This window comes from Pseudomonas sp. B21-031 (assembly GCF_024748985.1).
Classification (GTDB): domain Bacteria; phylum Pseudomonadota; class Gammaproteobacteria; order Pseudomonadales; family Pseudomonadaceae; genus Aquipseudomonas; species Aquipseudomonas kermanshahensis.
Genome location: NZ_CP087181.1, coordinates 1,416,431 through 1,436,764, shown reverse-complemented (window position 1 = coordinate 1,436,764; position 20,334 = coordinate 1,416,431). Strand labels below are relative to the sequence as shown.

Genomic DNA, 20,334 nt, shown 5'->3' with positions numbered 1-20,334 from the left:
TCGGACGTGTTGTGTCAGCGAAAGCCGCTGTCTAGCTAACGAAACGTGCCAGGTGCCCGCTGCAACAGAGGCCGTGCGGCGATCCGTTGGCGCTGCAGGCTGTCACAGGTGAACACCTGGGGCCGTTCGATCAGGTAGCCCTGGGCGTAATCCACGCCAATTTCCTGCAGGGCCTGTTCGATCAAGGGGGTTTCGACAAACTCGGCAATCGTCCGCTTACCCATGACATGGCCGATGTGGTTGATGACCTCGACCATGGCCCGGTTGACCGGGTCGTCGAGCATGTCCTTGACAAAACTGCCGTCGATCTTGAGGAAATCCACAGGCAAATGCTTCAAATAGGCGAACGACGACATGCCGGCACAGAAGTCGTCGAGCGAGAACCGGCACCCCAGCCCTTTCAGTTCGTTGATGAAACGAATGGCACTGCCGAGGTTGGCAATGGCGCTGGTTTCGGTGATCTCGAAGCAGATCATGCGTGGCGGGATGGCGTACTCGACGAACAAGCGCTGCAAGTACTCGAGGAAGTTGTCGTCGCCGATGCTCGACCCCGACAGGTTGATCGCGCACATGGACAGCGGCCCTTCGCGCCCTTCGTCCAGGCACTGGCGAATCACCTGGAACACATTGCGCACCACCCAGCGGTCAAGGGCGGTCATCAGGCCATAGCGCTCGGCGGCGGGGATGAAGCTGCTGGGCAAGATGGTGCGGCCGCTCTCGTCGTGCAGGCGCAGCAGAATCTCGATATGGCCAGGGCCTTCGATGGTCTTCAGCGCGGCGATTTCCTGGGCATACAAGCAGAAGCGGTTTTCTTCCAGGGCCACGTGCAAACGTTGGATCCAGGCCATCTCGCCAAAGCGCATGGACAGCTCGCTGTCGTCGGCGTGGTACACCTGCACCCGGTTGCGGCCCTTTTCCTTGGCCATGTAGCAGGCCATGTCGGCGGCGCGCAGCGAGGCCTCCAGGGTACCGGGGGCCTGCGCCATGTTCACCAGGCCAATGCTGACGGTGGTGACGAACGGGCGCCCCTTCCACACGAAGTGCAGGCTCTGGACCATCTGGCGCAGTTGCTCGGCAATACGCTCGGCCTGGTCCGGCGGGCAGTTTTCCAGCAGCACGCCAAACTCATCGCCACCCAGCCTGGCCAGGGTGTCACCTTCGCGCAGCCCCGACTGCAACACGGCGCAGATATGACGCAGCAACTCGTCGCCCGCCGCGTGACCACAGGTGTCGTTGACCAGCTTGAACTGGTCGAGGTCGAGGAACATCAGTGAATGCCGCCCAGCCTGGCGTGCCAGGCCGTTGAGCGCTTGCTCCAGGCGGTATTCGAACTCACGGCGGTTGGCCAGGCCGGTCAAGGCGTCATGGGTCGCCTGCCAGGAGAGGTTGGCGATGTATTGGCGCTCCTGGGTCATGTCGTGCAGCACCAGCACGATGCCGCTGACCTGCCCGTCATTGACGATGGGCGAGCCCACTAGGTTGATCGACACGGTGCTGCCGTCCAGGCGCTGGATCAGCCGGGCATGCTCGGCGCCGCCCTTCAGGCTGCCGCTGAGCACCTGCTCGACCAGGCTGCGGCCGTCCTCTTCGGCCTGCTCGTCCACCAGGCTGAACAGCGCCGAAAGTGGCAGCCCTTGGGCTTGGCCGGCCTGCCAGTGGGTGAGTTGCTCGGCCGCCGGGTTCATGTAGCCGATATAGCCATCGACGTCGGTGGTGATGACCGCATCGCCAATCGCCTGCAGGGTGATCTGCGCGCGCTCCTTTTCGGCCTGCAGGGCACTGGCGAACGCCTGGCGCTGGGCCAGCAACTTGCTGGAGCGGCGCCAGGCAATGGTAATGAGGAACAAGGCAGTCAGCAGGTTGGTGATCAGCAGCACCTGCAGCAGCATGCGCGAGCCCTCGCCCAGCGCATCGCTGAAGGCCCTGGCGGCCGGCGTCACCCCTTCGTTGATGGCGACGATGCGGGCCTTCCAGTCGCTGATCGTACCGGCATCGACCTGGCCACCGGCAAAGCCTGTGCGCATCTCGCCCGCCAGCACATCCAGCTGGCCCAGGTAGCGGTCGCCGATGTCCCAGTAGTCGATGGCCGTCTGCATGTAGCTGATGCTGCGGAAGTTGCGATAGAACCAGATGATGCGTTCGACGTCGTTGGGGTGGTTGCCACCCTGCAACACGGCATCGCGCGCGGCGTTCAAGTCTGGATTGGGCTGGTCGAGCACTTCACGCAACTGGTGATCGCCGTGGGGCACGGTAATGGCCTGGCGGTAGCGCTGGTAAGTGCCTTCGTCGCGGTTGTCGGCGTACAGGTTGAGGTAGTAGATGGCGTCTTTCTGAGCCTTGGACCACAAGCTCTCGCCCGCGACATAGGCGCGTACCGCCGATAGCGTATAGAGGCTGAGACCGGCCAATGCCGCCTGGAAGATCACGACGGCAATGAAGGGCCAGATGATACCCAGCAACTTCGGCGCTTCTAGAGTGCGATGTCCCTTCATGGAGTCCCTGTCACAGAGCAGATAAGGCTCGAATCAACCCAGACAAGCACAGCGTAGGCCATTTGCCATCTGCGTGGAGGGGTTTTTTATGACAAGGAATCGGGCGATTCGCACCACCCGTAACAAGGGGCTCAGGTCTGCTGCAGATGCCCGTACAGCTTGGCGTACAAACCACCCTCGGCAATCAGCTGCTGATGGTCACCATCTTCGGCCACATGCCCGCCATCGAACACCAGCACCCGGTCGGCCTGTTTCACGGCCGAGAGGCGGTGGGCGATGATCAGCGTGGTGCGTCCGCTGAGGAAGCGCGCCAGGGCCTGGTGCAGGTTGTACTCGGTGGCGGCATCCAGCGCCGACGTCGCTTCATCGAGAATCACCACCTTGGGTTCGGCCAAAACCATCCGGGCAATCGCCAGCCGTTGCCGCTGGCCCCCGGACAGGCGCACGCCGGAACGCCCCACCACGCTGTCCAGGCCTTGCGGCAAGGCGGCGATGGTGGCGTCCAGCTGGGCAATGCGCAGCGCCTGCCAGCAGGCTTCGTCGCTGCACTCGCGGCCCATGGTCAGGTTGGCGCGCACGCTGTCGTTGAACAACGAAGGGTGCTGCAGCACCACCGCGACGTTTTCACGAAGGGTTTCCAGGCCGATTTCCTGCAGGCTGGCACCGCCAAAGCGGATGGTCCCCGCCTGGGCGCTGTACAGGCCAAGCAGCAGCTGCACCAAGGTGCTCTTGCCGCCACCGCTGGCTCCCACGATGGCCACCTTCTCGCCTGGGGCGATGGACAGGTCGAGGTGCTCGAGCACCGGCTCGTCGGCATAGGCGAAGCGCAGGTCGCGCACTTCGATGCCCACTGTTTCGCGGCCCACGAACGGGTCACTGGCCGCCGGGTACTGCGGCTCGTCGGCACGCGCCAGCAGCTCGTTGAGCCGGCTCAGGGCGCCACCGGCTGCGTAATAGGCGTACTGCAGGTTGAGCAGTTGTTCCACCGGGCCGATCATGAACCACAGGTAGCTGAACACTGCCAGCATCTGGCCGATCGACAGGTCGGAAAACAGCACCGTGAGCATCGCCGCGGCGCGGAAGATGTCGATGCCGAACTGGAACAACAAACCACTGGCGCGGCCGCTGGCATCGCTCTTCCATTGCGAGTCCACGGCGTAGTCACGCACCTCCCGGGCGCGCACGCCCAGACGCCCCAGGAAATAGCCCTGGCGGTTGCCGGCGCGGATCTCCTGGATGGCGTCGAGGGTTTCCGACAGCGCCTGGGTAAAGCGCGCGGTGCTGTCGTTTTCGAGCTTTTTCAGGTGTTTGACGCGCTTGCCCAACTGCACGGTGAAGTAGATCACCAGCGGGTTGAACAGCAAAATCAGCAACGCCAGTTGCCAGTGCATCCAGATCAGGATGGCCGCCGTGCCGGTCAGGGTCAGCATGGCGACCAGGAAGCGGCTGAGGGTCTCGCCGACGAATTTGTCGAGGGTGTCCAGGTCGGTGACCAGGTGAGTGGTCACCGTGCCGCTGCCCAGGCTTTCGTATTCCTTGAGGGAAATCCGCTTGAGCCGTTCGATCAGCCGAATACGCAGGCGGTAGACGATATCCTTGGCCAGCCCGGCAAACAGCTTGGCCTGCACCACATTGAAGGCCAGGGCGGCCAGGCGCAGGCACAACGTCAGCGCCAGCATCAGGCCGATATAGCCGGCCGCGACCTGCCAGTTGGCCGGCAGCAGGTGGTTCATCCACTTCAGCGCGGCGTCGCCGTGGCCCAGCAGCACTTCATCCACCAGCAGCGGCAGCAGCAAAGGGATCGGCACGCTGCAGCACGCCGCGAGCACGGCAATCAGGTTGGCAGACCAGAGGTTTTTCTTGTGATGCAGCGCCAGGCGGCGGATTTCCGCCCAGCTCAGTCGATCGGCCGCACTGTGGGGTTTCCCTGGCACAGGGTCGGGCGACCCGGGCACATCAAGCACAGGCAGCCTGCTGCAGCCAGCGGCCGAGCAAGGGTTGCAGGCGCTCCAGCGGCTGGTAGCCGTTGGTCAGCAGCGCCAGCTGGCCGTTACGCTCGGCCAGCAGGGTGGGGAAACCGGCGATGCCCAAGTCTTGCGCCCACGCAATATCGGCTGCGGTGGCTACACGCGTGTCGGCGCGGGCAAAGGCCTCGGCAAACACCGCACGGTCGAAGCCCGCCTGTTCGGCCAGCTCAACCAGGTGCGGCGCGGTGGTAACGTCGATGCCGGCCTCGTAGAACGCGCGCTGGATCAGCGCCAGCAGTGGCCAGACACGCTCGGCGTCCAGCTCACGGGCGGTGACCAGGGCGCGGCAGGCAGGTTCGGTGTCGTAGACGAAACCGTCGGGCATGGCTCCCTCGAAACGAAACGGCTGGCGGGTGGCGTCGGCCACCGCCTGCCAATGCTCGAGGATGTACTTGCGGGTCGACGCATCCAGGGCGCTGCCGCCGGTGCGCAGGCCGCCTGGCACCAGGCGGGTCGGCACGCCGGCTTCACGCGCCTGGGCGATCAGGGCCGCGGCCACCGGCGCAAAACCCCAGCACCAGGAGCACATAGGGTCCATCACATACAGCAGGCGTGCAGACATGCATCAGGCCTCGGCTTTGTAGTTGTAACCGATCGGGTGCGGCAGGTTGCGGGCCTTGGCCAGCTCGATCTGCTTCTGCCGGTCGATGGCGCTGCGGCGAGTTTTTTCGCTCAGGCTGTCCCAGCAGTGCGGGCAGCTGACACCTGGCGAATAGTGCTCGGACGCACGCTCCTCTGCGTTGATCGGGTGGCGGCAGGCATGGCACTGGTCGTACTCGCCTTCGCTCAGGTCATGGCGCACCGTGACGCGGTTGTCGAAGACGAAGCAGTCGCCGTCCCACAGGCTTTCTTCCTGAGGCACTTCTTCGAAGTACTTCAGGACGCCACCTTTAAGATGATAGACCGCCTCGAAGCCTTCACCGAGCATGTAGCTGGAGGCTTTTTCGCAACGGATACCGCCGGTGCAGAACATCGCCACTTTCTTGTGTTTGCTCGGGTCGAAGTTGGCCTTGATGTACTCGGGGAACTCACGGAAGGTCTCGGTCTTGGGGTCGATGGCGCCCTTGAACGTGCCGATGGCCACTTCGTAGTCGTTGCGAGTATCGATCAGCAGCACTTCAGGGTCGCTGATCAGGGCGTTCCAGTCCTTGGGCTCGACGTAGGTGCCCACCTGCTGGTTGGGGTCCACGCCCGGCACACCGAGGGTAACGATCTCTTTCTTCAGCTTGACCTTGGTGCGGTAGAACGGCTGTTCGTCGCAGTAGGATTCCTTGTGGTCGACATCCACCAGGCGTGGGTCGTTGCGCAGCCAGGCCAGCAGGCCGTCGATGCCTTCGCGGGTGGCCGACACGGTGCCGTTGATGCCTTCGTTGGCCAGCAGCAGGGTGCCTTTGACGTCATTGTCGAGCATGGCTTTGAGCAGCGGCTCGCGCAGCTCGGCGTAGTCTTGCAGGGTGACGAATTTGTACAGCGCCGCGACGACGATCGGTTGTGACATGAACGTGAATCTCCAGGTGGTTGCCCTCGTAAGGGGCGGACCGGGGTAACAAAAACAGGGGGCTGCTTCGCAGCCCATCTCAGGCAAGCCAGCGCCCACAGGTACAGGGTGTGGGCGCTGGCTTGCCTGCGATGGGCCGCAAAGCGGCCCCCTTTGGGATTGTTGCGGATTCTACCAGAACGCTAGAAAGGATTCAGTGCCCGCCGCCCGCACACACCGGCGAGGCCGGTGCGACGCCGACCTTGGCCCACTCTTCAGCGGTGTAGGTGTGGATCGCGAGGGCGTGGATCTGGCCCATCAGCTCGCCCATGGTGGCGTAGACCTTCTGGTGACGCTTGACGCTGTTCAGCCCGGCAAACTGCTCGCTGACGATCACTGCCTTGTAGTGGGTCTCCTGACCACGACTGTGCATGTGACTTTCATTGAGCACTTCCAGGTGTTGCGGCGCCAGCGCGGCCAGTTGTTGCTCGATGCGGTGCTGCATGCTCATCACGCGTTACTCACTTCTTGGCGGGGGCGGCGGCCTTGCCAGCGTTCGGGTCAAGCTCTTTGGTCATGTCTTCGAGCAGCTTGTTGACCACCGGTACCGCAGGCTCCAGGCTCTGCTGGGTCAGCTGGGCCGACTGCTGGGTAACCTTAGGCATTTCGCGCAGGACTTTCTTACCCAGCGGCGACTCGTAGAACTTGACCAGGTCCTTGAGCTCGGCCTCGGTGAAGGTGGCGGTGTACAGGTCGACCATTTTCGGCTTCAGCTTGTTCCAGCCGATGGCGCTGTCCAGGGCGGCGTTGGCCTTGGCCTGGTAGCTTTGCAGCACCGGTTGCTTGGACGCAGGCGCCTTGGTTTGGGCGAAGCGCTGGGCGAACATTTGTTGGACCTGCATATAGACCGGGGTGCCCAGCTTGTCGGCGTTGGCCAGGGTCAGGAATTTCTCGGCGGCAGCGTTGTGACTGGCGGTGGCAGCGAGTACCTGGCCGCTGGCACAGGCCAGGGCGACGGCGGCACAAAGGACACGGAGACGGGTCATTGCATTTCCTTCAAGAGAGGGAGGCGGGTACCTCAGAGTAGAGCATTCTGCGCTGTGGTGGCGATGTGCTCAAGTGGGCACGACGAGCGATGGAACCGCTCTGTCGAATCAGGGCCTAAACTGCGATTTCGAACCACAAAGGAGTGAGCGCAGAATGAGCCGTATCGAGACAGACAGCCTGGGCCCGGTCGAAGTTCCTGAGGGCGCCTACTGGGGTGCGCAGACCCAGCGGTCGCTGATCAACTTCGCCATTGGCAAGGAACGCATGCCGCTCGCGGTGCTGCACGCCCTGGCGCTGATCAAGAAAGCCGCGGCACGGGTCAACAACCGCAACGGCGACCTGCCGGCCGATATCGCCCGGCTGATCGAACAGGCCGCCGACGAAGTGCTCGACGGCCAGCATGACGATCAGTTCCCGCTGGTGGTCTGGCAAACCGGCAGCGGCACCCAGAGCAACATGAACGTCAACGAAGTCATCGCCGGGCGCGCCAACGAACTGGCCGGCAAGGGCCGTGGCGGCAAAACGCCCGTGCACCCCAACGACCACGTCAATCGCTCGCAGAGTTCCAACGACTGTTTCCCCACCGCCATGCACATTGCCGCGGCCCAGGCGGTGCATGAAAAACTGCTGCCGGCGATCGCCGAGTTGTCCTCGGGGTTGGCCGAACTGTCGGCGCGCCACCTCAAACTGGTCAAGACCGGCCGTACGCACATGATGGACGCCACGCCGATCACCTTCGGCCAGGAGGTCTCAGCCTTCGTCGCCCAGCTCGATTACGCCCAGCGCGCCATTCGCGCCACCCTGCCCCCAGTCTGCGAACTGGCCCAGGGCGGCACGGCCGTCGGTACCGGCCTGAACGCGCCACACGGCTTTGCCGAAGCCATCGCGGCCGAGCTGGCGGCCCTTTCCGGCTTGCCATTCGTCACCGCGCCCAACAAGTTCGCCGCCCTTGCCGGCCATGAACCGCTGACGAGCCTGGCGGGGGGGCTGAAGACCCTGGCCGTGGCCTTGATGAAAATTGCCAATGACCTGCGCCTGCTTGGCTCCGGCCCCCGCACCGGGCTGGCGGAAGTGCGCTTGCCGGCCAACGAGCCGGGCAGCTCGATCATGCCCGGCAAGGTCAACCCGACCCAGTGCGAGGCGCTGTCCATGCTGGCCTGCCAGGTGCTGGGCAACGACGCGGCGATCGGTTTTGCCGCCAGCCAAGGCCACTTGCAGTTGAACGTGTTCAAACCGGTGATCATCCACAACTTGCTGCAGTCGGTCGAACTGCTGGCTGATGGCTGCCGCAACTTCCAGCAGCACTGCGTGGCCGGGATCGAGCCGGATGCCGAGCAGATGGCGGCGCACCTGGAGCAAGGGTTGATGCTGGTGACGGCATTGAACCCGCATATTGGCTATGACAAGGCGGCGGAGATTGCCAAGAAGGCGTATGCCGAAGGCACGACCTTGCGCGAGGCGGCGTTGGCGTTGAAGTACCTGACCAATGAACAGTTCGATCAGTGGGTCAGGCCGGAGAACATGCTGGCGCCCGGGGGTAAAGGCTGACCCGATCCCCCCTCCCCTGTAGGAGCAGCCTTGTGCTGCGAAGAGGCCGGTGCAAACACAGTGATTTTTCGCTATTTTCACTGGCCTCTTCGCAGCGCAAGGCTGCTCCTACAAGGACGGTGGTTAGCGCATTCTATTGATGGACCTGCGCCAATCGCGCCTTTCTGGCACGCCAACCGGCAACCAACGAAGGCCCCAGCGCCACCAGCGCCGACCCCAGCACCACCGTCACCGCCCCCAGATACCCCAGGGCATTGATGTCCTCGGCATGCACATAGTCGGGCCACACCCAGGCCGCCAGCGCCACCGCCACAAAGGTCACCAACGGCGTCAACGCCAGCGTCGCGCTCACCCTTGAGGCCTCCCAGTGCGCCAGTGCCTCGGCAAAGGCGCCATACGCCACCAGGGTATTCAGGCAACAGGCCAACAGCAGCCAGCCTTGCAGCGGCGTCAGTTGCAATGCTTCCAGTGGGTGTACCCACGGCGTGAGCAGCGCGGCGCAGCTCAGGTAGATCACCATCATCACCTGCTGCGAATGCCATGCCGTCAGCAGCTGCTTCTGGCTCAAGGCGTAGAACACCCAGATGCTGGTCGCCAGCAAAATGGTCAGCACGCCAGTGGTGTAGGTGCCGAGTGAGGTCAGCAGCTCTTCCAGGCGCTGGTTGAAGAACAGCCCGAAACCGCCGATCAATACCACCAGGCCCAGCCCCTGCCCCAGGCTGAAGCGCTCCTTGAACACGAATACGCTGGCCACCAGCAACAGCACCGGGCCTACCTGCACCACCAGTTGCGCGGTGCCTGGGCTAAGCAGCTTAAGGCCGATCAGGTACAGCACGTAGTTGCCCATCAGGCCAAGCACGGCCACGGCCACCAACCCCTTGCCCTTGGGCCCGAGCTTGCCGAACGAGGGCAACTGGCGCTTGGCCCCCAGCCAGGCGAACAACAGCCCGCCAGACACCAACAGGCGGTACCAGGTGACGGTGATCGGGTCCATCACCTGCAACACCTGCTTGAGCTTGATCGGCAGGATGCCCCACAACAGCGCGGTCAGAAGTGCCAACAGCAGGCCATAGACCCAGCGTCCGGAAGTGGTGTGCATAAAACCCTCGATCAAGCCCGTGGTGGGGGTGCTTGGATTCTACGGGCTTGGCGGCTGGCGCGGGGCTAAGTGCCGGGAAAAGAATTCATCAGGTCATTCCACCGCGGCATGGCTGGACGGGCAGTCCGAAAGTGCCGCTGCGCGCCCCATCGCCGGCAAGCCGACTCCCACAGATACACCGCCTCCTGAGATCCACGCCCTAACCTGTGGGAGCCAGCTTGCCGGCGATGGGCTGCACAGCAGCCCCAATGACCAACGGGCACAGGTGGCTATTTCTTGTCCTTGGCGAACGCTGCTTCCAGCGCCTCGTTGATGGTGCGCAATACCTTCACCCGGGCCCAGCGCTTGTCATTGGCCTCGACCAGAGTCCATGGCGCGATCTCGCTGCTGGTGCGGTCGACCATGTCGCCCACTGCCTCGGTATACAGGTCCCATTTTTCGCGGTTGCGCCAGTCATCCTCGGTGATTTTGTAGCGTTTGAAGGGGATCTGCTCACGCTCTTCAAAACGCTCCAGCTGGGTCTGCTGGTCGATCGCCAACCAGAACTTGACCACCACCACACCGGCATTCACCAACTGCTCTTCAAAATCGTTGATCTCGCTGTAGGCACGCATCCAGTCGGCCGGGCTGCAGAACCCCTCGACCCGCTCCACCAGCACCCGCCCATACCAGGAGCGGTCGAAGATAGTGAACTTGCCCCGCGCCGGAACGTGCCGCCAGAAACGCCACAGGTACGGCTGCGCGCGTTCGTCTTCGCTGGGCGCGGCAATCGGCACGATGCGGTACTGGCGTGGGTCCAGCGCCGCCGCCACGCGGCGGATCGCGCCGCCCTTGCCAGCCGCGTCGTTGCCTTCGAACACCGCCACCAGGGCATGCCGGCGCATGTGCTTGTGGCGCAGCAGGCCGGCCAGGCGCGCTTGCTCGGTGACCAGCTGTTCCTGGTAATCCTGCTTGTCCAGGCGCAGGGTCATGTCCAGGGCACCGATCAGGCTGCGCTGGTCAATGCTGCGCCCCAACGGCGCGACGTTGCCCTGGTGCTTGCCCTTGGGGTTGTTGGCGAGGGCGGTTTGCAGGCCGTCCAGCAGAATGCGCCCCACCGCCAGGCTGCGGTAGTAAGGGTCGACCCCCTCGACCACGTGCCAGGGCGCGTAGTCACGGCTGGTGCGGCGCAGCACCCGCTCGCCAAAGCGCACGAAACGGTCGTAGGTCTCGGACTGCTGCCAGTCCAGCGGGCTGATGCGCCAACTGTGCAGCGGGTCGTCCTTGAGCGCCTTGAGGCGGGCTTTCATCTGCTTCTTGGACAGGTGGAACCAGAACTTGATGATCAGCGCGCCTTCGTCGCACAGCATCTGTTCCAGGCGTTCGGCACCGGTGATGGCCTGGTCGAGCACGGCGTCCTTGAACACCCCATGCACACGGCCCTGCAGCATCTGGCTGTACCAGTTGCCAAAAAACACGCCCATCCGCCCTTTCGGCGGCAAGGCCCGCCAATAGCGCCAAGCCGGTGGCCGGGCGAGTTCTTCGTCGGTCTGCTGGTCGAAGGTGAGCACATCGATCATGCGCGGGTCCATCCACTCATTGAGCAGCTTGACCGTCTCGCCCTTGCCGGCGCCTTCGATGCCATTGATCAGCACGATCACCGGGAAGCGCGCCTGCTGCTTGAGCTCGTACTGGGCTTCGAGCAGCGCCTCGCGCAGGGCGGGCACTTCGGCGTCGTAGGTCTCCTTGTCGATGCTGTGACCGATTTCAGCGGATTCGAACATGCAGTGGCTCCTTCATTGGATAACCAAGACTAGCGGATTTGTGCTGGGGCTGTGTTCGTGCAACCAGCGTAAAAACCGCAGATGGCATAAAATCCCGCCATCCGCTGCAACCGAGCCCACCATGTCCACCCTCCTCCAACATGCCCAGATCGACTGGGACGACCAGGGCCGCCCCCATTCGCGGCAGTACGACGACGTGTACTTCGCCGTCAACGAAGGCATCGAAGAAACCAAACACGTCTTCCTCGGCCAGACGCGCCTGGCCGAGCGCTTCGCCGACCTGGCCCCGCACACCTGCCTGGTGATCGGCGAAACCGGTTTCGGCACCGGCATGAACTTTTTCTGTGCCTGGCAGTTATTCGACCAGCACGCCCACGCCGACGCCCGCCTGCATTTCGTCAGTGTCGAAAAATACCCGCTCGGCCACGACGACATGGCCCGGGCGGTGCGCCTGTGGCCAGAGCTGGCGGCCTATACCGAGCCACTGCTTGAGCAGTACGTGGCTGTGCACCCAGGGTTTCAGCAGTTCACCTTCGCCAACGGCCGGGTGACCCTGACCCTGCTGATTGGCGATGTGCTTGAGCAATTGCCGCCGCTTGATGCGCGCATCGACGTGTGGTTCCTCGACGGCTTCGCCCCGGCCAAAAACCCCGACATGTGGACCCCAGAGCTGTTCGCGCAACTGGCGCAGCTGTCACACCCAGGTACTGTGCTGGGCACTTTCACCACCACCGGTTGGGTGCGGCGTAGCCTGGTCGAGGCCGGGTTCGCCATGAAGAAGGTGCCGGGTATCGGCAAAAAGTGGGAGGTGATGAGCGGTGCCTACACCGGGCCGACCGCCACGCGTAAACAGCTGCCGTGGTATGGCCGCCCGCGCAGTGCTGCGGGGCCACGCGAGGCCTTGGTGATCGGCGCCGGGCTGGCGGGCAGTGCCAGTGCCGCGAGCCTGGCCAGGCGTGGCTGGCAGGTCACGGTACTGGAGCGCCATGCGGCGCCTGCTCAGGAAGCCTCCGGTAACCCACAAGGGGTGCTGTACCTCAAGCTGTCTGCCCATGGTACGGCCCTTTCACAGATGATCCTGGCCGGCTTCGGCTACACCCGGCGCCAGCTAGCGCACTTGCAACGCGGCAGCGACTGGGATGCTTGCGGGGTGCTGCAGCTGGCGTTCGACAGCAAGGAGGCCGAACGCCAGGGCAAACTGGCCGAGGCGTTCGACCACGACCTGCTGCACGCACTTGACCGTGACCAGGCCGAAGCCATTGCCGGGGTGGCATTGCCCGCAGGTGGCCTGTTCTATCCGGAAGGCGGCTGGGTACACCCGCCGGCCTTGTGCCAGGCGCAGTTGCAACACCCCAGGATCCAGCTTCGGGTGCACCATGAGGTGATCGAACTGCGCAAGGTCGATCACCTGTGGCAGGCCTGGGACGGCGAACGCTTGCTGGCCAGCGCGCCGCTGGTGGTGTTGGCCGGTGCTGCCGACGTGCGACATTTCGCGCCCTGCGCACAACTGCCGCTCAAGCGTATCCGCGGGCAGATCACCCGCCTGCCGGCCACCGAGAGCAGCCGCGCCCTGCGCACGGTGGTGTGTGCGGACGGCTATGTGGCGCCGCCGCGCGAGGGCGAACACACCCTAGGCGCCAGCTTCGACTTCCACAGTGACGACCTGGCGCCGACCGTTGCCGAGCACAAGGGCAACCTGGCGCTGCTGGACGATATTTCTGTGGACCTGGCCCAGCGCCTGGACACCGCTGCGCTTCACCCTGAGCAGTTGCAGGGCCGGGCGGCGTTTCGCTGCACCAGCCCGGATTACCTGCCAATCGTCGGGCCCATGGCCGACCCGCAGGCCTTTGCCGAAGCCTTCGCCGTACTGGGCAAGGACGCGCGCCAGGTGCCGGAGGTGGAGTGCCCTTGGCTCGACGGGCTGTATGTGAACAGCGGGCATGGGTCGCGGGGGTTGATCACGGCCCCGCTGTCGGGCGAATTGATTGCGGCCTGGGTGTGCGGGGAGCCGTTGCCAGTGCCACGGGCGGTGGCTGAGGCGTGCCATCCGAACCGGTTTGCCTTGCGCAGGTTGGTTCGGGGTAAGTGATAGGGCTGGGGTGCATGCCTGGGGATAGGTTGCGCCTTTGAGATCGAGCGCCGCTTGCGCGACGCTTCGCAGCACAAGGCTGCTCCTACCTCTTTTTCGGGCCAGTCACGCCTGTGAAGGCGGCGCGCGACCGCCTTGTTTGTCCGGCTCGATATCACGCCATACACCTGTAGGAGCAGCCTTGTGCTGCGAAGCGCCGCGCGTGCGGCGCTCGATCTCACCGGCGCAACAAATGCCAAACCAACCCCCCATCAACCCCACCCATATAACAGATCGTTCTAAAACTCCTACAAACCTCACCGGTCAGTTCCTTACGGCGCCCTGATTCTGGGCACCGCCTCCCCAACGGAAAAACCGGTAAGGACTTATGTGCGGATTAGCAGGAGAGTTACGTTTCACCCCCCTCGACCAAGCCCCTCGCCCGGCCGACCTGGCCGCGGTGGAGCGCATCACCCACCATCTGGCGCCTCGCGGCCCGGACGCTTGGGGCTTCCATAGCCAGGGCCCGATCGCCCTCGGCCACCGCCGGCTGAAAATCATGGACTTGTCCGACGGTTCGGCTCAGCCGATGGTCGACAACACCCTCGGCCTGTCGCTGGCCTTCAACGGCGCCATCTACAACTTCCCCGAACTGCGCCAGGAGCTGCAAGACCTGGGCTACACGTTCTGGTCCGATGGCGACACCGAAGTGCTGCTCAAGGGCTACCACGCCTGGGGCGCGGCCTTGCTGCCCAAGCTCAATGGCATGTTCGCCCTGGCCATCTGGGAGCGCGACAACCAGCGCCTGTTCCTGGCCCGCGACCGCCTTGGCGTCAAGCCGCTGTACCTGTCGCGCAACGGCGAGCGCCTGCGCTTTGCCTCGACCTTGCCTGCCCTGCTCAAGGGCGGCGACATCGACCCGATGATCGACCCGGTAGCGCTCAACCACTACCTGAACTTCCACGCCGTGGTGCCCGCGCCGCGCACGCTGCTGGCCAATGTGCAAAAGCTTGAGCCGGGCACCTGGATGCGCGTCGACCGCCACGGCGAAATCGAACGCCAGACGTGGTGGCAACTGCAGTACGGCGCCCACCCCGACGAGCGTGAACTGGACCTCGAAGGCTGGACCACCCGGGTACTCGACGCCACCCGCGATGCCGTGGCGATCCGCCAGCGTGCCGCGGTGGACGTTGGCGTGCTGTTGTCTGGCGGGGTCGATTCCAGCTTGCTGGTCGGCCTGCTGCGTGAAGCCGGTGTGGACGACCTGTCGACCTTCTCCATCGGCTTCGAAGATGCCGGCGGAGAACGCGGCAACGAATTCGAGTACTCCGACCTGATCGCCCGCCACTACGGCACCCGCCACCACCAGTTGCGCATCGCCGAACATGAAATCATCGACCAGCTCCCGGCCGCCTTCCGCGCCATGAGCGAACCGATGGTCAGCCATGACTGCATTGCCTTCTACTTGCTGTCGCGGGAAGTGGCCAAGCACTGCAAAGGCGTGCAAAGCGGCCAAGGCGCCGACGAACTGTTCGCTGGCTACCACTGGTACCCACAGGTGGATGGCGCCGAGGATGCCTTTGGTGCGTACCGCGACGCGTTCTTCGACCGCAGCCACGCCGAGTACCGTGACACCGTGCAAGCTCCTTGGCTGCTGGAAACCGATGCCGCCGGCGACTTTGTCCGCGAGCACTTCGCCCGCCCTGGCGCCAGCGACCCAGTCGACAAGGCCTTGCGCCTGGACAGCACAGTGATGCTGGTCGACGACCCGGTCAAACGGGTCGACAACATGACCATGGCCTGGGGCCTGGAAGCGCGTACGCCGTTCCTCGATTACCGCCTGGTGGAACTGTCGGCACGCATCCCGGCACGCTTCAAGCTGCCCGATGGCGGCAAACAGGTGCTCAAGCAGGCCGCCCGACGGGTCATCCCGCATGAGGTGATCGACCGCAAGAAGGGCTACTTCCCGGTCCCAGGCCTGAAGCACCTGGAAGGCGCAACGCTGGGTTGGGTGCGCGAACTGCTGACCGACCCCAGCCAAGACCGAGGGCTGTTCAACCCGGCCATGCTCGACCGCTTGCTGAGCAATCCGCACGGCCAGTTGACGCCGCTGCGAGGCTCCAAGCTGTGGCAGCTGGCGGCGCTCAACCTGTGGCTGAGCGAACAAGGAATCTGACCGATGAAAGCCCACGAAATCGCCTACGGCCAGCGCCTGTTGCGCGGCCAGGCACCGTCCTACGAGCGTTTGCAGGCGCGCCTGGCCGGCGATGGCAGCGAGCCCCACGACCAGCCACGTGCCGTGCACTGCGGTTGGGGCCGGCTGCTGATCGGCCATACCTACCCAGACCCCGTCTCACTCGCCGAGCAACTGCTGGACGAGCGCCCCGGCGAGCGCGACATTGCCCTGTACGTGGCCGCACCGCAGCAGGTACTGGCGCAGGCGCCGCAGCAGTTGTTTCTCGACCCCTCCGACACCCTGCGCCTGTGGTTTACCGACTACCGCCCGGCGCAGCGGGTGTTTCGCGGTTTTCGCGTACGGCGGGCGCAAAACCTGGGGGACTGGCAGGCGATCAATACCCTTTACCAAGCGCGCGGCATGTTGCCGGTCGACCCTGACCGGCTCACGCCACGTCACCTCGGCGGCCCGGTTTACTGGCTGGCCGAGGATGAAGACAGCGGCGCGGTGATCGGTAGCGTCATGGGCCTTAACCATGCCAAGGCGTTCGATGACCCCGAGCACGGCAGCAGCCTGTGGTGCCTGGCCGTGGACCCGCACTGCACCCGCCCTGGCGTGGGTGAAGTGCTGGTGCGCCACCTGATCGAGCACTTCATGAGCCGCGGCCTGGCCTACCTGGACCTGTCGGTGCTGCATGACAACCGCCAGGCCAAGCGCCTGTACGAGAAACTCGGGTTTCGCAACCTGCCGACCTTCGCCGTCAAGCGCAAGAACGGCATCAACGAACGCCTGTTCCTCGGCCCCGGCCCTGAAGCAGGGCTTAACCCTTATGCACGGATCATCGTCGACGAGGCACTGCGCCGTGGTATCGAAGTGCAGGTCGAGGACGCCGCAGGCGGGCTGTTCACCTTGAGCCTGGGCGGGCGTCGCATTCGTTGCCGGGAGTCGCTAAGCGACCTGACCAGCGCCGTGACCATGACCCTGTGCCAAGACAAGTGCCTGACCCAGCGAGCACTGAGCAACGCCGGACTGCGTGTACCAGCGCAGCAAGTGGCGGGCAACGCCGACGACAACCTGGCGTTTCTCGACGAGCATGGCGCGGTGGTGGTCAAGCCGGTGGATGGCGAACAAGGCCAAGGTGTGGCGGTGAACCTCACCACCCTCGACGAACTCACCCACGCAGTGGCCCACGCCAAGCAGTTCGACAGCCGTGTGCTGCTGGAGAGCTTCCATGCCGGCCTTGACCTGCGCATCGTGGTGATCGGCTTCGAAGTGGTGGCGGCTGCCATACGCCACCCGGCCCAGGTAGTGGGCGATGGCAAGCACGACATCCGCGCGCTGATCGAAGCCCAGAGCCGCAGGCGCCAGGCCGCGACCGGCGGTGAAAGCCGCATCCCGTTAGACGATGAAACCGAGCGCACCCTGCGTGCGGCGGGGCTGGGCTATGACGACGTGCTACCTGCCGGCCAACGCCTGGCGGTGCGGCGTACTGCCAACCTGCACACCGGCGGCACCCTTGAGGACGTGACCGAGCGCCTGCACCCCGTGCTGGCCGATGCGGCAGTGCGCGCGGCACGGGCGCTGGAGATTCCGGTGGTGGGGTTGGACTTCATGGTGCGTGATGCCGAACAGGCGGAGTACGTGATCATCGAGGCCAACGAACGCGCCGGCCTGGCCAATCATGAACCGCAGCCAACGGCTGAGCGGTTTATCGACTTGTTGTTCCCGCATAGCCGGGGACTGGCGTAAATCAATGATGGCCCTTTCGCGGGGCAAGCCCGCTCCCATAGGTTTCAGGTTTACGTGTGGGAGCGGGCTTGCCCCGCGAAGAGGCCAGTAAGGAGTACCCATGTCCGAACACCAACCCGAACCCGATCTCGACTACCTCAAACGCGTTCTGCTGGAGATGCTCGCCATCCCCAGCCCCACCGGCTTCACCGACACCATCGTGCGCTACGTGGCCGAACGCCTGGATGAGTTGGGCATCCCCTTCGAGCTGACCCGCCGTGGCACCATCCGCGCCACCCTCAAAGGCCGGCAAAGCTCACCCGACCGCGCCGTTTCGGCGCACCTGGACACCATCGGTGCCAGCGTGCGTCAGTTGCAGGACAACGGCCGCCTGGCGCTGGCGCCAGTGGGCTGCTGGTCGAGCCGCTTTGCCGAGGGCAGCCGGGTCAGTGTGTTCACCGACACCGGCGTGTTCCGCGGCAGCGTGTTGCCGCTGATGGCCAGCGGGCATGCGTTCAACACCGCCATCGACCAGATGCCTATCAGTTGGGACCACGTGGAAGTGCGCCTGGATGCCTACTGCGCGACCCGCGCCGATTGCGAAGCCCTGGGGGTCTCGATCGGCGATTTCGTCGCCTTCGACCCGTTGCCAGAGTTCACTGAAAGCGGCCACATCAGCGGCCGCCACCTGGACGACAAAGCGGGCGTAGCCGCATTGCTGGCGGCGCTCAAGGCGGTGGTGGAAAGTGGCCGACAGCCGCTGATCGACTGCCACCCGCTGTTCACCATCACCGAAGAAACCGGCTCCGGCGCGGCAGGTGCCCTGCCCTGGGACGTCAGCGAATTCGTCGGCATCGACATTGCCCCGGTAGCGCCAGGCCAGGCCTCCAGCGAGCATGCGGTGAGCGTGGCCATGCAGGACTCTTCGGGGCCTTACGATTACCACCTGTCGCGTCACCTGCTGAAGCTGGCCGGCGACCACGACCTACCGGTCAGGCGCGACCTGTTCCGTTACTACTTCAGCGATGCCCATTCGGCGGTGACGGCGGGGCATGACATCCGGACCGCGCTGGTGGCGTTTGGCTGCGATGCCACGCACGGATACGAGCGCACGCATATCGACAGCCTGGCGGCGCTGAGCCGGTTGCTGTCAGCGTATTTGCTGAGCCCACCGGTGTTTGCCAGTGATTCGCAGCCGGCCAATGCCTCGCTCGAGCGCTTCAGCCATCAGCTGGAGCACGATGCACAGATGGAGAGCGATACGCGGGTGCCGGCGGTGGATAGCCTGGTTGGGAATAAAGGCTGATAGTTTGGGGCCGCACAGCGGCCCCAAATGCACGAACGTTTCGCGTAGCATGCCCACACTCAACCCCCAGAATCGCGCGCCATGCTAATCCCCTACGACCAACTGCAAGCCGACACCCTGACCCTGCTGATCGAGGACTTCGTCACCCGCGACGGCACCGACAACGGCGACGACACCCCCCTCGAAACCCGCGTGTTGCGGGTGCGCCAGGCATTGGCCAAGGGCCAGGCGTTCATCCTGTTCGACCCGGAAAGCCAGCAATGCCAGCTCCTGGCCAAACATGATGTGCCACGCGAGCTGCTCGACTGACGCCCTCACGCGCCACGCCCCTTGCGCACCTCCCCCTCCTTGATGCGCTTGTACACCTCGGCGCGGTGCACCGGCACCTCGCGGGGCGCACTCACCCCAAAACGCACCATCCCGTCCCGCGTCTCGACCACCATGATGCGGATGTCATCGCCAATGGTGATGACTTCGCCTACTTCGCGCCCTATTACCAGCATGATCCGATCCTCCAGCGTAAGGGAAAACCGGAGCGTGCCTCGGGTACTTAAGGCTACTCAATAGTTCCAGTCCAATTCAGAAGCAACCTACATCCACGGGTAATTTCCCCTACAGACAGATCATCGTGCAGGCGCCTTAGCACGCATTTTCACCGCCATGTCGGCCATCTCGTCATACAGCCGCTCAGGTGCCTCGCGCTTGAGCTGCCACGCCTGGCGCCCGGCCTCGTGGGGCAAGATCAGAAACTCGCCGGCAGCCACTTGCCGGTGGATGTACTCGGCGATATCGACCGCGCTGATCGGCGAGCCCTCCAGCAGCTTGCCGACCTGGGCCTTCATGGCCGGGTTCGGGCCACGGAACGAATCCAGCAGGTTGGTCTGGAAGAACGACGGGCACACCACGTGCACCGCCACCTGCACTTGGCGCAATTCCACCAGCAGGCTTTCCGACAGGGCCAGCACACCGGCCTTGGCGACGTTGTAGTTGCTCATGCCCGGGCCCTGCATCAGCGCGGCCATCGAGGCGATGTTGATGATCCGCCCTTGGCTGCGCTCCAGCAGCGGGAGGAAGGCCTTGCAGCCCTTGACCACGCCCATGAGGTTGACTGCGATTTGCCAGTCCCAGTCCTCAAGCGACAGCTCGGCGAAGAAGCCGCCCGAGGCGACGCCGGCGTTGTTGACGATTACATCGATGCCGCCAAAGCGCTCTTCGCAGGCCTGGGCCAGCGCCGTGAGCTGGCTGTAGTCGCGCACATCACAGCGCTGGATAAATCCGTCGCCACCGGCTTTCCGGGCCAGCTCCAGCGTTTCGCGCAGGCCGGCCTCGTTGACATCGGCCAGCGCCATGCGCCAGCCCTCGCGTGCCCAGCGCAGGGCGATCTCGCGGCCGAGGCCGGACCCGGCGCCGGTGATCATGATGCGGTTTTGCATGGTGGCAGGCCTTGTGCTGATGGGTTGTCAGGCGAGTCTAATCAAGGCATTGCCGAGAGGGAGGGTTCATCAGGGTAGTGAATGAAAGGGCATGACCAAGCGGTCAGTACCGAACAAATGGAATCTTTAGCCAAGCGCACCGGTCCGATTTAACAAGAGGCCAGCAGTCC

At 64.3% G+C, this 20,334-nt stretch carries 16 protein-coding genes; 6 read left to right on the top strand and 10 right to left on the bottom strand.

Annotated features, from left to right (window positions below; translation table 11 throughout):
- Window positions 1–35: 35 nt before the first annotated feature.
- From LOY53_RS06525 to LOY53_RS06500, 6 genes are all read right to left on the bottom strand, one after another.
- The gene (locus LOY53_RS06525) at window positions 36–2,492 is read right to left on the bottom strand and encodes an EAL domain-containing protein (protein WP_252827011.1); all 2,457 of its coding nucleotides are present in this window, start codon (window positions 2,490–2,492) and stop codon (window positions 36–38) included.
- Between the two features lie 131 nt (window positions 2,493–2,623).
- Window positions 2,624–4,456: an ABC transporter ATP-binding protein gene (locus LOY53_RS06520; protein WP_027595941.1), complete on the bottom strand. Its 1,833-nt coding sequence runs from the start codon at window positions 4,454–4,456 to the stop codon at window positions 2,624–2,626.
- Entirely contained in the window at window positions 4,449–5,081 is a 633-nt protein-coding gene (locus LOY53_RS06515) for a DsbA family protein (protein WP_252827010.1), read from the bottom strand. Before LOY53_RS06515 ends, LOY53_RS06520 begins: the two co-directional genes overlap by 8 nt.
- A 3-nt stretch (window positions 5,082–5,084) precedes the next feature.
- A complete protein-coding gene (locus LOY53_RS06510) occupies window positions 5,085–6,017 on the bottom strand; it encodes a rhodanese-related sulfurtransferase (RefSeq protein WP_252827009.1) in 933 nt (310 codons plus the stop codon).
- Window positions 6,018–6,210: 193 nt separating this feature from the next.
- Window positions 6,211–6,507 (bottom strand): BolA family transcriptional regulator, encoded by a 297-nt coding sequence (locus LOY53_RS06505; protein WP_085272798.1) that lies wholly within the window; start codon window positions 6,505–6,507, stop codon window positions 6,211–6,213.
- Between the two features lie 10 nt (window positions 6,508–6,517).
- Window positions 6,518–7,042: a DUF2059 domain-containing protein gene (locus tag LOY53_RS06500; RefSeq protein WP_027595937.1), complete on the bottom strand. Its 525-nt coding sequence runs from the start codon at window positions 7,040–7,042 to the stop codon at window positions 6,518–6,520.
- 154 nt (window positions 7,043–7,196) lie between these two features.
- Between LOY53_RS06500 and LOY53_RS06495 the strand changes: the two genes are divergently transcribed.
- Window positions 7,197–8,591, top strand: coding sequence for a class II fumarate hydratase (locus LOY53_RS06495; protein WP_099453215.1), 1,395 nt, complete (start codon window positions 7,197–7,199; stop codon window positions 8,589–8,591).
- A gap of 133 nt (window positions 8,592–8,724) precedes the next feature.
- Here the strand turns inward: LOY53_RS06495 and LOY53_RS06490 are convergent, their stop codons facing one another.
- Window positions 8,725–9,690 carry a DMT family transporter gene (locus LOY53_RS06490; RefSeq protein ID WP_099428549.1) on the bottom strand — a complete coding sequence of 322 codons (966 nt, stop codon included), beginning with the start codon at window positions 9,688–9,690 and terminating at the stop codon, window positions 8,725–8,727.
- 269 nt (window positions 9,691–9,959) lie between these two features.
- Window positions 9,960–11,453 carry a polyphosphate:AMP phosphotransferase gene (gene pap, locus LOY53_RS06485; protein WP_252827007.1) on the bottom strand — a complete coding sequence of 498 codons (1,494 nt, stop codon included), beginning with the start codon at window positions 11,451–11,453 and terminating at the stop codon, window positions 9,960–9,962.
- A gap of 121 nt (window positions 11,454–11,574) precedes the next feature.
- Between pap and mnmC the strand changes: the two genes are divergently transcribed.
- The 5 genes from mnmC (at window position 11,575) to LOY53_RS06460 (ending at window position 19,040) form a co-directional block, all read left to right on the top strand.
- Complete coding sequence (gene mnmC, locus LOY53_RS06480; RefSeq protein ID WP_258703730.1) at window positions 11,575–13,542, top strand: bifunctional tRNA (5-methylaminomethyl-2-thiouridine)(34)-methyltransferase MnmD/FAD-dependent 5-carboxymethylaminomethyl-2-thiouridine(34) oxidoreductase MnmC; 1,968 nt, start codon at window positions 11,575–11,577, stop codon at window positions 13,540–13,542.
- A gap of 367 nt (window positions 13,543–13,909) precedes the next feature.
- Window positions 13,910–15,697, top strand: a complete 1,788-nt coding sequence (locus LOY53_RS06475; protein WP_258703729.1) for an N-acetylglutaminylglutamine amidotransferase — start codon at window positions 13,910–13,912, stop codon at window positions 15,695–15,697.
- A gap of 3 nt (window positions 15,698–15,700) precedes the next feature.
- Window positions 15,701–17,446: an N-acetylglutaminylglutamine synthetase gene (gene ngg, locus LOY53_RS06470; RefSeq protein WP_252827004.1), complete on the top strand. Its 1,746-nt coding sequence runs from the start codon at window positions 15,701–15,703 to the stop codon at window positions 17,444–17,446.
- 100 nt (window positions 17,447–17,546) lie between these two features.
- A complete protein-coding gene (locus LOY53_RS06465; RefSeq protein ID WP_252827003.1) occupies window positions 17,547–18,731 on the top strand; it encodes an osmoprotectant NAGGN system M42 family peptidase in 1,185 nt (394 codons plus the stop codon).
- A gap of 81 nt (window positions 18,732–18,812) precedes the next feature.
- Window positions 18,813–19,040: a YheU family protein gene (locus LOY53_RS06460; RefSeq protein WP_027595929.1), complete on the top strand. Its 228-nt coding sequence runs from the start codon at window positions 18,813–18,815 to the stop codon at window positions 19,038–19,040.
- A gap of 5 nt (window positions 19,041–19,045) precedes the next feature.
- On the opposite strand, the gene csrA is transcribed toward LOY53_RS06460, so the two are convergent.
- Together csrA and LOY53_RS06450 are read right to left on the bottom strand one after the other, a co-directional pair.
- Entirely contained in the window at window positions 19,046–19,234 is a 189-nt protein-coding gene (gene csrA, locus LOY53_RS06455; protein WP_027595928.1) for a carbon storage regulator CsrA, read from the bottom strand.
- 120 nt (window positions 19,235–19,354) lie between these two features.
- On the bottom strand, window positions 19,355–20,164 hold the full coding sequence (locus tag LOY53_RS06450) for an SDR family oxidoreductase (RefSeq protein ID WP_258703728.1): 810 nt from the start codon (window positions 20,162–20,164) through the stop codon (window positions 19,355–19,357).
- Window positions 20,165–20,334: the final 170 nt, after the last annotated feature.